Origin of the sequence: Mycolicibacterium novocastrense, from assembly GCF_001499835.1 — a bacterium.
GTDB lineage: Bacteria > Actinomycetota > Actinomycetes > Mycobacteriales > Mycobacteriaceae > Mycobacterium > Mycobacterium novocastrense.
The window spans coordinates 1-12,639 of sequence record NZ_LQIH01000028.1; the positions used below are offsets into that span (position 1 = coordinate 1).

The window sequence follows — 12,639 nt, forward strand, 5'->3', positions numbered from 1 at the left end:
GTTGGGATCCGCGGGCGGGGCCGCAGGGGCCGCGGGTGGGGTGTACGGCCGGATCGAATTGGCCAGCGTCACCGCTTCTTCCTTGGGCACAGGGTTGTTCGCGGTGCCGAGCCAGACCACGAACCACCGCTCAGGTGTGCGCTGACCGCGCGGCGTACCGGGTTCGACCGGGTTGCCCACCACGCCGGCCCAGATCTGGCCGTTGGGCTTGTTCGTGTCGGTGAACTTCACCTCGTAGTACGACGCGACGCCCGGCATGCCGTCGGCGTTGAGCTCGACGGTCTCCTGGTTGACCCGGGTGCCGGGGAACGGCATGAAGAACTCGCCCATGTCGGAGGACAACCGCTGTGCGGCTTTCGTGTTGTCCGTCTCGGCGCCCGCGAAGAGTTTCAGGTCGAGGCGGCCGAGCAGGATGCTGGTGTCGTTGGGTGGCTCGGCGCCTTCGGGGGCGTCCTTGGTCAGCAACACCTGGCCATAGGAGAGTTGCGTCGAGTCCGCGACTTTCCACCCCGCGGGCACGACGTAGCTGAGGCCACCGGCGGCCGAGTCCACGCGGCCCGGGTCGCCGGGCGCCGGGGCCGGAGCGTTCGGATCGCCAGGCGCCGGGGCCGGAGCGTTCGGATCGCCGGGCGCCGGGGCCGGTGCGTTCGGATCCCCAGGGGCGGGGGCTGGCGCGCCGGGCGCGGGAGCAGGAGCGGGCGCACCCGGTGCCGGAGCGGGTGCCGGCGCCCCTGGTGCCGGAGGCGGCGGAGGACCTTGCAGGAAGGTGTTCCCCGTCGGCGGCGGCGGGGGCGGCGGAGGCGTCGGCTCGGGCTGCGCCTGGGCCACCGTCGGGAGCGCGAGCGCTATGGCGGTTGCCCCGGTCGCCGCCGCAACCGCCAATGTCCTGGAGAGCCCCCTGCGCGGGGCTGAAAACGCATCCGGCTGATCCATGGAAAAGAAACTACCGTGTTACCGCCGTGACGCAAGTGTGAATTGCTCAAAATGAGGATAAATAAGACATAGCTGAGAAGACGATAAGCGCTGATAGCAGTGACACCATGATTTGCTGACACAGCACAGTACCCGCGCGTGGCGCGGGATGGACGAACCGCTGTCGCTGCCGGTGACTCGATTGTTTTTCGCAGCCGCTCCGGTAACCGTTACTGGGCCGGATGAAGCGTGACCTCCTGTGCCTTCACTGCGAAGAACACCCGTTCCCCGGGGGCGAGCCTCAACTCGGTCGCGGAATCCGCGGTGATGTCGGCCGCGAGCCCCGGGCTGCCGTCGGGCTGCTCCTCGGCCCGGACCCTAATAGCGGGTCCGCGGCCGTCGAGTTCAGCGACGGTGACTTCGACGGTGTTACGGGGGCTGCCGTGCGGCCGGTCCCGGTACACCGCAACCGCCGCGGGGTGAAACAGGGCGACCGCCGGCCCTGCGGTCGCGATGCCCGGCGCCGGGCTCGCATGCCATGCCGCGCCCCACAGGGTGGTGAGCACACCGCGGCCGTCCGCCGTCCCGCGAACAAGGTTGACCCCGGCCAACCGGGCGCCGAAATCGCTCCGCGGGGCAGCCAACACGGTTGCAGCAGAACCTATTTCGGCGATCCGACCGGATTCGAGCACCAGCACCCGATCGGCGAGGGTGACCACGTCGAGCACGTCGTGGGTCACCATCACCGCGGACCGACCGTCGCGTGTGAGCACGTCGCGCAGCACCTTGCGCATCGCGGCGGCGGCCGCGACGTCGAGCCCGGCCAACGGCTCGTCGAGCAACAGCAGGTCGGGTTCGGCGGCCAACGCACGTGCCAGCGCGACCCGTTGCGCCTGTCCCCCGGACAGCTGACGCGGCCTGCGGTCGGCCAGGCCGGTCGCGTCGACCTGCGCGAGCCAATGCTCGGGACGCCTGCTTCCGGGTGCAAAGGCGACGTTGGCGGCGACGTCGAGATGCGGAAACAGCAGCGGATCCTGCATCAGCAGCCCGACGCGGCGGTCGTGGGTCGCCACATGGACACCCGCTTGGGTGTCCGAGAGCACCCGGGGGCCCACCCGCACGAGACCGTCGTCGGGCCGTACCAGTCCGGCGATGACATGCAGAATCGTCGACTTGCCCGCACCGTTGGGGCCGAGTACGGCCAGCACTTCGCCGGCGCCGACGTCGAATGCGACGTCGACGCCGCGCTGTTCGACGACGGCGCGCACGCTGACGCCGGTCACGCCGCGCTCCACGCGCTGTCACCGCGCAACCGTCGAGTGCCCAACCCCAGCACCACCACGGCGGCCACCACCACCAGCAGGAGCGACAACGCCACCGCGGCGTCGGGGTCGCTCTCCCGCTGCAGGTAGATCTCCAGCGGAAGTGTGCGGGTAACACCCTCACGGGAGCCTGCGAACGTGAGCGTCGCGCCGAACTCGCCGAGGGATCGGGCGAACGCCAGCACCGCGCCGGAGACCAGGCCGGGCGTCAGCAGCGGAAGCGTCACGCGCCACCACACCCGGGACGGGCGGGCACCGAGCGTGGCGGCCACCGTTTCGTAGCCGGTTCCGGCCGTACGCGCGGCCCCTTCGAGCGCGATCACCAGGAACGGCAGCGACACGAACGTCTGCGCAAGCACGACCGCCGTCGTCGTGAACGCGATCTGCACGCCTGCGGCGTCCAGATACTGGCCGATCAGACCGAGGCGGCCGAATGCGTACAGCAGCGCGATCCCCCCGACCACCGGGGGCAGCACGAGCGGCAACAGGATCAGGGGTCGCGCGGCCCGGACCACCCGGCTGTCGCTGCGCGCCAGGACCAGCGCCATCGGAACGCCGAGTATCAGACACAGCACCGTGCTCGCGGTCGCCGTACGCAGGCTCAGCAGCAGCGCGTTCACCGAGGACTCGCTGCTGATCAGCTGCAGGATGTTCGGCCAGTCGACCCTGGCCGCGATCGCGGCGAGCGGCACCGCGACGAACAGCGCGCCGACCGCCGCGGGCAGATACAGCCAGCGCGGAAGACCAGCCGGGTTACTCAACCCGCCCCGCCTCGCACCTCACAGGCCAAACCCTATGGGACATGCGCCTGCGCGCCGGTTTCGTGCTATAGCTACTGTCCAGTAACATTTGGAGGATCGCTGCGTTCAGCGTCGAACACGACAGGGAGGTCCTCGCGATGGAGGTGCTCGTCACCGCAGGTGACACCGATCTGGGCCGCACGATCGCCGAAGGCTTCCGCGACGCCGGTCACCGCGTCGTGATCGTGGGCGCCCGCCGCGACGAACTCGAAGTCGCCGCCAAGGAACTCGACGTCGACGCGATCGTGCTCGACAACACCGATCCCGACAGCCTGGAAGCGGCCCGACAGCAGTTTCCGCACCACCTCGACACGATCGTCAACGTGCCCGCCCCCGGGTGGGACGGCGGCGATCCCCGTACTTATTCGCTGTCCGACCTGGCCAGGGCGTGGCGTGCGGCGCTGGACTCGACGGTCGTGTCGGCCGTGCTGACGGTGCAGATCCTCGGCGACCATCTGCGATCGGGCGGTTCGATCGTCAACGTGGTCCCCGAGAACCCGGCCGTCGGCAGCGCGGACGCCGCGGTCAAGGCTGCGCTCGCCGACTGGACCGCCGGTCAGGCCGAGTACTTCGGCACCCGCGGCATCACCGTCAATGCGGTGGCCTCGGGCCGAAGCGCCGAGCCCGGGTACGAAGGCCTGTCGCGCACACCTCCGCCGGTCGCCGACGAGATCGCGCGGCTCGCTTTGTTCCTCACCACGCCGGCCGCGCGTCACATCACCGGCCAGGTTCTGCATGTCAGCAAGGGCGCGCTCGCAAACTTCGGCTGATATTCCGCCTTTCGCCCGAAGCTAAACGGGGTGACCGCTCCGCTTAGGTGTGGTTACGTGCTCTCATGACCATCAAACTCGGGCTCCAGATCCCCAACTTCTCCTACGGCACGGGCGTGGCCGAAATCTTCCCCACCGTCATCGCGCAGGCGCAGGAGGCCGAGGCGGCCGGTTTCGACTCGGTCTTCGTGATGGACCACTTCTATCAATTGCCCGGACTCGGCACGCCGGACCAGCCCATGCTCGAGGCGTACACGGCGCTGGGCGGTCTGGCGACGGCCACCGAGCGGGTTCAGCTGGGGACCCTCGTGACCGGCAACACCTACCGCAATCCGACGCTGCTGGCCAAGGCGATCACCACACTGGACGTGATGAGCCAGGGACGCGCCATCCTCGGCATCGGCACCGGTTGGTACGAGCTCGAACACGACAGCCTCGGATACGAGTTCGGGACCTTCACCGACCGCTTCAACAAGCTCGGCGAGGCGTTGGAGATCATCCTGCCGATGCTGCACGGCGAGCGCCCGACGGTCGAGGGCAAGTACTACCGCGCCAAAGAGGCCATGGCCGAACCGCGGTTCCGCGACCACATTCCGTTGATGATCGGTGGCAGCGGCGAGAAGAAGACGATCCCGCTGGCGGCCAGGCACTTCGACCACCTCAACATCATCGCGGGCTTCGACGAGCTGCCGCGCAAGATACAGGTGGTCAAGGAACGCTGCGAGGAGATCGGCCGCGACCCCGCGACGCTGGAGACCAGCATGCTCGTCGTCGCGATCATCGACGAGAACGTCACCGGCGACGTCATCCCGGACGACTTCAAACAGCAAGCGGTGTTCGGCGGTGCCGATCAGATCGCCGAGCAGATCAAGACCAAGGTCCTCGACGCCGGTGTCGACGGGGTGATCTTGAGCCCGGTGACGAGCCTCGACGGCTACCACCCCGGCCGTGTCACCGCGGTGGGCGAAGCGCTCCGACCGCTGCTCGGTGGGTGATCGCTGCACCGGGTGGGATATAACACAGCGAACCCGTTCACTGATCGGGTGTTCAGGCGACTACCGTTACGGGTAGTGAACTGCACGTGGAAGCACCGTCGAGGAGCCCAGAATGAGCCATCCCGGAGCCACTGCATCTGATCGGCACAAGGTCGTCATCATCGGGTCAGGGTTCGGCGGGCTGACCGCTGCCAAAAGGCTGAAGAGAGCCGACGTCGACGTCAAGTTGATCGCCAAGACCACCCACCATCTTTTCCAGCCGCTGCTGTACCAGGTGGCCACCGGCATCATCCCCTCCGGCGAGATCGCTCCCCCGACGCGGATGATCCTGCGCAAGCAGAAGAACTGTCAGGTGCTGCTCGGGGATGTCACCCACATCGACCTGGCCAACCAGACGGTCAAGTCGGAGCTGCTGGGCCACACCTACGTCACCCCCTACGACACGCTCATCGTCGCCGCCGGCGCCGGCCAGTCCTACTTCGGTAACGACCATTTCGCGGAGTGGGCACCGGGTATGAAGTCGATCGACGACGCGCTGGAGCTGCGGGCGCGCATCCTCAGCGCGTTCGAGCAGGCGGAGCGTTCCAGTGATCCGGCCCGGCGCGAGAAGCTGCTGACGTTCACGGTGGTCGGTGCGGGTCCGACCGGCGTCGAAATGGCCGGACAGATCGCCGAATTGGCCGATCACACCCTCAAAGGTGCGTTCCGCCATATCGATTCGACCACCGCGCGGGTGATCCTGCTCGACGCCGCGCCCGCGGTGTTGCCCCCGATGGGCGAAAAGCTCGGCAAGAAGGCGCAGGCCCGGCTGGAGAAGATGGGCGTCGACATCCAGCTCGGCGCCATGGTCACCGACGTCGACCGCAACGGCATCACCGTCAAGGACTCCGACGGCACGATCCGACGTATCGAGTCCGCGACGAAGGTGTGGTCGGCCGGTGTGCAGGCCAGCCCGCTGGGCCGGGACCTCGCCGAGCAGTCCGAGGGCGAGGTCGACCGGGCCGGGCGCGTGCTGGTGAACCCGGACCTGACGCTGCCCGGCCATCCGAACGTGTTCGTGGTGGGCGATATGGCCCATGTCGAGGGCGTACCCGGGCAGGCGCAGGGCGCCATTCAGGGTGGACGGTATGCCGCCAACGCGATCAGGGCCGAGCTCAAGGGCGCCGACCCCACGCAGCGTGAACCGTTCCAATACTTCGACAAGGGTTCGATGGCCACGGTCTCGCGGTTCTCCGCGGTCGCGAAGATCGGTCCGCTGGAGTTCGGTGGCTTCATCGCGTGGCTGGCCTGGCTGGTGTTGCACCTCGTGTATCTGGTCGGCTTCCGGCGCAAGCTCACCACGCTGGTGTCGTGGACGGTGACGTTCCTGTCGACGCAGCGCGGCAACCTCACGATCACCGAGCAGCAGGCCTACGCCCGCACCCGAATCGAGGAGCTCGAGGAGATTGCGGCCGGCGTACGCGACACCGAGAAGGTCGCAGGCTAGAGTCGCGCGCCCTGCCACGTCGCAAGGCAGCCGCCCGCGGCCAGCGCCAGCGGTTCGCCCGTGGTGTCGACGTCGGCGTCCGGGTAGCTCAGTTCGCTGATCGCGGCCATCGGCGCGCCGATCTCGTCGTCGGTGACCGATCCCCTGCCCAGCTCGATGCGGTGCCGCAGCAGTGGAGCGCCGTCGACGTCGGCGTGCAGCGACCCCGACCAGAACCCATCGCGTTCATCGGATCTGCCGATCTGCACCCGCTCGCGGATCCTGACCCGTCCGCGTGCCCCGAGATCGAGGCGGACCGAGCTGTGGTGGCGTGAGTCGGCGGCCACGATCGTGGGCTCCGGGTCGAGGTCCAGCAAGCCCGCCACATCGAGCTCCCAGATCGCATGGGAGTCAGGGGTTTTCGCACCGGGCAGAGCCATGGTCGCGGCGGCGGTGCGTATCCGCAGTCGAGCGTCCGGTTCGACGACGACGCGGAAATGGAGCACGTCGCCACCCAACGGGGTCGCCGCCGCCGACACGAGATGGACCGTGTCGGGCCCGGTGAGCCGGGCAGCCAGACCGCCGGCGCATTCGATGCGCGGCCGGCGCTCCCGCCGCGCGACGATCAGGACCTCGGATCGCACTAGACGGGCACCCGGAGTTGGGCGCGAACCCAGTCCAGCACCGCGGAGGCCGTGGGGTCCTCGGTCAGCGAGATCATCACGAACGGGCGCTCACCGCGCACGGCCGTCGCGTCGCGCCGCATCACGTCGAGGTCGGCTCCGACCAGTGGGGCGAGGTCGGTCTTGTTGATCACCAGCAGGTCTGAGTAGGTCACCCCGGGACCGCCCTTGCGGGGAACTTTGTCGCCGCCGGCCACATCGACGACGAAGATCTGGACATCGACCAGCCCTGAGGAGAACGTCGCCGTCAGGTTGTCTCCCCCGGATTCGACGAGGATGAGGTCCAGCCGGTCGTTTCCGGCGATGAGGTCGTCGATGGCGTCGAGGTTGGCGGTGATGTCGTCGCGGATCGCGGTGTGCGGGCAGCCGCCGGTCTGCACGGCGGCGATCCGCTCGTCGGGCAGCACGGCATGGCGTCGTAGGAAGTCCGCGTCCTCGGTGGTGTAGATGTCGTTGGTCAGCACGGCCAGCGACACCTCGTCGCGCAGCTGCCGGCACAACGCCGCGACCAGCGCGGTCTTACCCGAACCCACCGGACCGCCGACGCCGATGCGCAACGGCTCCCCGGGCTGTCGCGCGCGCTTGGGCCGTTCGAGATGGCGGTGTGGCTCGCCGTCGGTGAAATGCGGTGGCATGACGATCCTTTCGGGGCGCGGACTACGAGGCGAACAAGGGGCGCTCACGCCTGCTGTGACGCTGAGCCAGCACGTCGAGCACGGGATCGGACAGGTCGGCCAGTTCTTTTGCCGCCGAGGCCGCGGTGAGGTCACACAGCGTCGACAGCTCGAAGGTGAGCGCGGCGACGTCACCCGGATCGAGCGCGAGCAGGCGCTGCGCGGCCGTCGCCGAACCCGTCATCGTGGTGTAGACCACCGAGAGGGCGGTCTGCTGCGCAGTCAGCCCCGCCGCGCGCCCGGCCCATCCTGCCGCGACCGCGAGGTGCGGGGTCGCCCCGAGCGCGCTCCAGTCTTCGTCGGGCCACACCCGGCGGGACAGCCGAACCAGGCCTCGCCCCTGGGCGCGCGACGCCTGGCGGGCGGCGGGCGCCGGTGTGCGGGCATCGGTTTCGTGGTCGGCCTGGGAGGGTCCGAGTGTCCCGGTGTGCACCGCGGCGGCCAATGATGCGGTGACGAGGCCCTGGGTTCGGATGCGTCGGCGCAGATACGCGCGCAGCGTGGTCACGTCGGCGACCAGTCCGCTGGTGACCGCCTCCTCGACGCCGCCGGAGTGCACGTGCCCGCCGGTCGGTAACCGCGAGTCGGCCAGTGCGAGGAGTGAGGTCAGATTTGTCATCGGGTTCAGAACAGGAAATATCGTTGTGCCATCGGCAATTCGGCCGCAGGTTGCTCCTGCCAGACGTCTCCGTCGATGCGAACGGTGAAGGTGTCGGGATCGACTTCGATGCGTGGCAGCGCGTCGTTGAGCGGCATATCGGCCTTACCGACGTTGCGAACATCCTTGACCGGCACGAGGCGGCGTTTCACATCGATGCGGTCGGCCAGTCCGTCGTCGACGGCCTGCTGAGAAACGAAGTGCACCGACGTGGCGGCGGCCGCCGACGGCGCCGCGCCGAACATGGGGCGCGGCAGCACCGGTTGCGGGGTCGGGATCGACGCGTTGGCGTCTCCCATTGCGGCCCAGGCGATCATGCCGCCCTTGAGCACTGCGTGCGGCCGCACACCGAAGAATGCGGGCTCCCACAGCACCAGATCGGCGAGCTTGCCCACCTCGATCGATCCGATCTCGGCGTCGAGGCCGTGCGCGATCGCCGGGCAGATCGTGTACTTGGCGACATAGCGTCGCGCGCGGTTGTTGTCGGCGGCCCTGGCCCCCGTGGTGTCGCCCTCCAGTGCGCCGCGTCTGCGTTTCATGACGTGCGCGGTCTGCCAGGTGCGGATGACCACTTCGCCGATGCGGCCCATCGCCTGGGCGTCGCTGCCGATCATCGAGATCGCCCCGATGTCGTGCAGCAGGTCCTCGGCGGCAATGGTCGACGGCCGGATGCGGCTCTCGGCGAACGCGAGATCCTCGGGGACGCTGGGGTTGAGGTGGTGGCACACCATCAGCATGTCGAGGTGCTCGTCGAGCGTGTTGACCGTGTGCGGCCGCGTCGGATTGGTCGAACTGGGCAGCACGTGCGGGTGTGCGGCGATGGTGATGATGTCGGGAGCGTGCCCGCCACCGGCGCCCTCGGTGTGGTAGGCGTGAATCGACCGGCCGGCGATCGCGCCGACGGTGTCCTCTACGAAGCCCGCCTCGTTGAGGGTGTCCGAATGCAGGGCGACCTGTACGCCCGACGCGTCGGCCACCGTGAGGCAGGCGTCGATCGCGGCGGGCGTGCTGCCCCAGTCTTCGTGCAGTTTGAATCCAGAAGCGCCCCCGCGCAATTGCTCCCACATGGCCTCGGCGCTGACCGTGTTGCCCTTGCCGAGCAGCGCGATGTTCATCGGCCAGGAGTCCAGCGACTCGAGCATGCGGGCCAGGTGCCATGCGCCGGGGGTGACGGTGGTGGCCTTACTGCCCTCTGCCGGGCCGGTACCGCCGCCGATCATCGTGGTGATGCCGCCGCCGAGCGCTTCGGCCATCGTCTGGGGGCAGATCAGGTGCACGTGGCAGTCGATGCCGCCGGCGGTGACGATCCGGCCGTTGCCCCCGATGACCTCGGTCGACGGCCCGACCACGAGGCCGGGATGGACGCCCGACATGATGTCGGGGTTGCCGGCCTTGCCGATCGCGCTGATGCGGCCATCACGAATGCCGATGTCGGCCTTGATGATTCCCCAGTAGTCCAGGATCGCCACGCCGGTGATGACGGTGTCGGGCGCCCCGTCGGCGCGTGTCGCACGTCCCTGCCCCATCGATTCGCGCAGCACCTTGCCCCCGCCGAAGACCGCCTCGTCCCCGGCGAGTTCGGGTCCGCCGCTGCGGTCCTCGGTGATCTCGATGAACAGGCCAGTGTCGGCCAGTCGGATCCGATCGCCGGTGGTCGGCCCGAACAGGGCGCCGTACCTGGCGCGTGGCAACCGGGTCATCGGGCTCCTCTGCTCTCGGCGGACGTGCTCATCGCGGGTCCAGCCGCCCGGGCGGGGACAGGTTCAACCCGTGCACTTCGCGCGAGCCTCCGAGCGGGACGAGCGAGACAGTCTGGGCGACACCGGGTTCGAACCGCACCGCGGTGCCCGCCGGGATGTCGAGCCGGTGGCCGTGCGCGGCCGCGCGGTCGAAGGACAGTGCGGCGTTGGCCTGCGGCAGATGGACGTGGCTGCCGACCTGTACCGGTCGGTCCCCGGTGTTGAGGACCTCCATCGCGAGCCGCTCGGCGCCCGCGTTGATCTCGATTTCGCCGTCCCCGTACAGGATTTCGCCGGGCACCATCGGTCCGGTCACGGAATCGGATGGTGGACGGTGACGAGCTTGGTGCCGTCGGGGAACGTCGCCTCGACCTGGACGTCCTCGAGCATTTCGGGTACGCCCTCCATGACGTCCTCGCGGCGCAGAACCTCGCGGCCACTGGCCATGAGCTCGGCGACCGTGCGGCCGTCGCGGGCGCCCTCGAGGAGGTGGTCGGTGATCAGCGCGACCGCTTCGGGGTGGTTGAGCTTCAAGCCACGGCCCTTCCGGCGCCGGGCGAGCTCGGCCGCGTAGGACATCAGCAGGCGGTCCTGCTCATGCGGGGATAAACGCATAGTGGGCGATATTGCCACGGAGCGCGGCGATCAGCAGCGCACGCGACCTGTTACTCCGCGGGCATGTTCTGCAGCCGCACCTGTCCGCGCGCGACGAGCCGGTCGTCGTCGTCGGTGACGGTGATCTGCCACAGCTGCTGACGCCGGCCGCGGTGGATCGGTGTGGACACCGCGGTGACGGTTCCCGAGGAGATGGCCCGCAGGAAGTCGGTGTTGTTGTTGACGCCGACGACGTTCCCGCCACCGTTGTCGGCGAGCCAGACCGCGGCGGACACGCTGGCCAGGCTCTCCACGATCGAGCAGTACACACCGCCGTGCACGATGCCGTACGGCTGCAGCAGCTTGTCCGTGACCGTCAGCTGTGCCCGGCCGCCGTCGGGACCGAGTTCGAGATAGGTCAGGCCGAGTTCGGTGTCGAAGCCCTTACCCAGGTCGGAAGGCAGGTCGGAAGTCACGGAACGTGTCTACACGCTGTCCGACGCCGTGACCGCGCCGGGTGCGCGGAGTTAGGGTCAGCCATGGCCAAGACCGCGAAAGAACTCGTTGAAGCCGCCAATGCCGTGGTGCCGAAGATCTCCCACGACGAGGCGAAGGATCTGATCGCCAAGGGCGCGTTGGTCGTCGACGTCCGCGACGCCCCCGAACTGGACAAGAGCGGCAAGGTGGCGGGCGCCGTCCACGTCACCCGCGGCATGCTCGAGTTCCGTGCCGACCCGGAGTCGCCGTACCACGACCAGAACTTCTCCAAGGACAAGCCGGTGATCGTGTACTGCGCCTCCGGTGGGCGCTCGGCGCTCTCGGGTCAGGCGCTCAAGGAGCTCGGGTATCAGGAGGTGTACAACCTCGGAGCGTTCGGCGAGTGGGCCGACAGCGGTGGCGCCGTCGAACAGGCCGGCAGCGAAAACACCTGACGTATCTGGAAATCGGCACACATGCGGACGGGCCCCGCACCAATGGTGCGGGGCCCGTCCTCCGTGTGGACCGGGGGTCTCTGCAGCCCTCAGGACTCCGGCGCGGTCCGGTGGTTCGTGTCACTCTCTGGTCAAGAGCATAGGCAAGGCTTGCCTAATTAAGCAAGACCTTCCCCGGGGTTGACCGCGAGGTGCCGCGGACCGGAAGCCCGAAGCCGACGAGCGCATCGAGCACGGCCTGCCCGCGCCGCATGCTCGTCCACTCGCTGGATCCGGCAAGGAGCGGTACCTGGGTGGCGGCGCTGACGACCGCGCCGCCCACGACGTGCCACATCGAGGGGACCGACATCGCGCCCCCGCTGATGTCGGCCAGCTTGGCGAACAGCGGCGCCAGCGCACGGTGGCTGCGGTGCGCGACCCACGTCGTCAACGCCGCCTCGCTTGGCAGCGCCACGATGCCGTCGCGCGTCGAGCGTCCGGCGCGGTTTGCCCTGCAATTGAAGTACGGATCGTCGGGAAGGGCCCGCAGCGTCGGGTCGACGACGCCGACCCAGTCGATCGCACCTTCGGAGTCGACGTGCACCCACAGGTTCTCCAGACCGGTATCCCATGCGCGCCCTTCGAGTACGACCAGCGGTACGACGCGTCCGACGACCACGTGGGCGAGGGTGGCCGCCAACTGGTGCGCCACCGCCGCGCGGCTGTCGGTCTCCTCGGCGGCCAGATCGAACATCGTCTGCAGGCGGTCCGTGGTCAACGCATCGGCCAGCGGCCACCACCGCCGCCGGGACAGATCCCGCATCACCGCGACGCCGTAGACCCGTGGACACTCGGGGTAGAGCTCACGGAGCCGCCGACTCGACTCATGCAGCGGCAGCGTCCGGTGGATCGCCATGCTCGCGATGAGCGGATCGTCGACCAATACCGTCATAGGGCCTCCCATATTCAAGTTAGGTAAGGCTTACTATAGCCAGGCGCGTCACGACGACCAGACCCTGTGACTGCTTTCACACCATCCCTCGAAAGGGCGGTGACCACGGAGGCAGGCCCGAGCCGGCGACGATGCCGGCTTGTCCACCAGGCGAAATACGACGC

At 68.7% G+C, this 12,639-nt stretch carries 15 protein-coding genes; 4 read left to right on the forward strand and 11 right to left on the reverse strand.

The features are described 5' to 3' along the window. The 3 genes from AU072_RS18850 to AU072_RS18860 all read right to left on the reverse strand — a co-directional run. Positions 1–933: alanine and proline-rich secreted protein Apa (locus AU072_RS18850; RefSeq protein ID WP_064415246.1), on the reverse strand; the 933-nt coding region annotated here is incomplete at its 3' end. Positions 934–1,142: 209 nt separating this feature from the next. Continuing rightward, positions 1,143–2,195 carry a sulfate/molybdate ABC transporter ATP-binding protein gene (locus tag AU072_RS18855; RefSeq protein WP_064415247.1) on the reverse strand — a complete coding sequence of 351 codons (1,053 nt, stop codon included), beginning with the start codon at positions 2,193–2,195 and terminating at the stop codon, positions 1,143–1,145. Next, a complete protein-coding gene (locus AU072_RS18860; protein WP_064415219.1) occupies positions 2,192–2,995 on the reverse strand; it encodes an ABC transporter permease in 804 nt (267 codons plus the stop codon). Before AU072_RS18860 ends, AU072_RS18855 begins: the two co-directional genes overlap by 4 nt. Positions 2,996–3,132: 137 nt before the next feature. On the opposite strand from AU072_RS18860, the gene AU072_RS18865 reads away from it, so the two are divergent. The 3 genes from AU072_RS18865 to AU072_RS18875 all read left to right on the forward strand — a co-directional run bounded on the left by AU072_RS18865 (position 3,133) and on the right by AU072_RS18875 (position 6,285). Continuing rightward, positions 3,133–3,804, forward strand: a complete 672-nt coding sequence (locus AU072_RS18865; RefSeq protein ID WP_064415220.1) for an SDR family oxidoreductase — start codon at positions 3,133–3,135, stop codon at positions 3,802–3,804. A gap of 65 nt (positions 3,805–3,869) precedes the next feature. Beyond that, on the forward strand, positions 3,870–4,799 hold the full coding sequence (locus AU072_RS18870; protein ID WP_064415221.1) for an LLM class F420-dependent oxidoreductase: 930 nt from the start codon (positions 3,870–3,872) through the stop codon (positions 4,797–4,799). Positions 4,800–4,911: 112 nt separating this feature from the next. Then, complete coding sequence (locus AU072_RS18875; protein WP_064346378.1) at positions 4,912–6,285, forward strand: type II NADH:quinone oxidoreductase Ndh; 1,374 nt, start codon at positions 4,912–4,914, stop codon at positions 6,283–6,285. Here AU072_RS18875 and AU072_RS18880 read toward each other — a convergent pair. The 7 genes from AU072_RS18880 to AU072_RS18910 are packed head-to-tail and all read right to left on the reverse strand — an operon-like array spanning position 6,282 to position 11,088. Beyond that, on the reverse strand, positions 6,282–6,908 hold the full coding sequence (locus AU072_RS18880) for an urease accessory protein UreD (protein WP_064415222.1): 627 nt from the start codon (positions 6,906–6,908) through the stop codon (positions 6,282–6,284). The genes AU072_RS18875 and AU072_RS18880 overlap by 4 nt on opposite strands. Further along, on the reverse strand, positions 6,908–7,582 hold the full coding sequence (gene ureG / locus AU072_RS18885) for an urease accessory protein UreG (RefSeq protein ID WP_064415223.1): 675 nt from the start codon (positions 7,580–7,582) through the stop codon (positions 6,908–6,910). The genes AU072_RS18880 and ureG overlap by 1 nt, the downstream gene beginning before the upstream one ends. A gap of 22 nt (positions 7,583–7,604) precedes the next feature. Beyond that, positions 7,605–8,240, reverse strand: coding sequence for an urease accessory protein UreF (locus tag AU072_RS18890; protein WP_064415224.1), 636 nt, complete (start codon positions 8,238–8,240; stop codon positions 7,605–7,607). A gap of 5 nt (positions 8,241–8,245) precedes the next feature. Beyond that, on the reverse strand, positions 8,246–9,979 hold the full coding sequence (locus AU072_RS18895) for an urease subunit alpha (RefSeq protein ID WP_064415225.1): 1,734 nt from the start codon (positions 9,977–9,979) through the stop codon (positions 8,246–8,248). Positions 9,980–10,007: 28 nt separating this feature from the next. Further along, positions 10,008–10,322 carry an urease subunit beta gene (locus AU072_RS18900; protein ID WP_064415248.1) on the reverse strand — a complete coding sequence of 105 codons (315 nt, stop codon included), beginning with the start codon at positions 10,320–10,322 and terminating at the stop codon, positions 10,008–10,010. 8 nt (positions 10,323–10,330) lie between these two features. Continuing rightward, a complete protein-coding gene (locus tag AU072_RS18905; protein ID WP_064415226.1) occupies positions 10,331–10,633 on the reverse strand; it encodes an urease subunit gamma in 303 nt (100 codons plus the stop codon). A 50-nt stretch (positions 10,634–10,683) separates the two neighbouring features. Next, complete coding sequence (locus AU072_RS18910) at positions 10,684–11,088, reverse strand: PaaI family thioesterase (protein WP_064415227.1); 405 nt, start codon at positions 11,086–11,088, stop codon at positions 10,684–10,686. A 63-nt stretch (positions 11,089–11,151) separates the two neighbouring features. On the opposite strand from AU072_RS18910, the gene AU072_RS18915 reads away from it, so the two are divergent. Continuing rightward, positions 11,152–11,544: a rhodanese-like domain-containing protein gene (locus AU072_RS18915; RefSeq protein ID WP_064415228.1), complete on the forward strand. Its 393-nt coding sequence runs from the start codon at positions 11,152–11,154 to the stop codon at positions 11,542–11,544. A gap of 154 nt (positions 11,545–11,698) precedes the next feature. On the opposite strand, the gene AU072_RS18920 is transcribed toward AU072_RS18915, so the two are convergent. Next, positions 11,699–12,475, reverse strand: a complete 777-nt coding sequence (locus tag AU072_RS18920; RefSeq protein WP_064415229.1) for a hypothetical protein — start codon at positions 12,473–12,475, stop codon at positions 11,699–11,701. Positions 12,476–12,639: the final 164 nt, after the last annotated feature.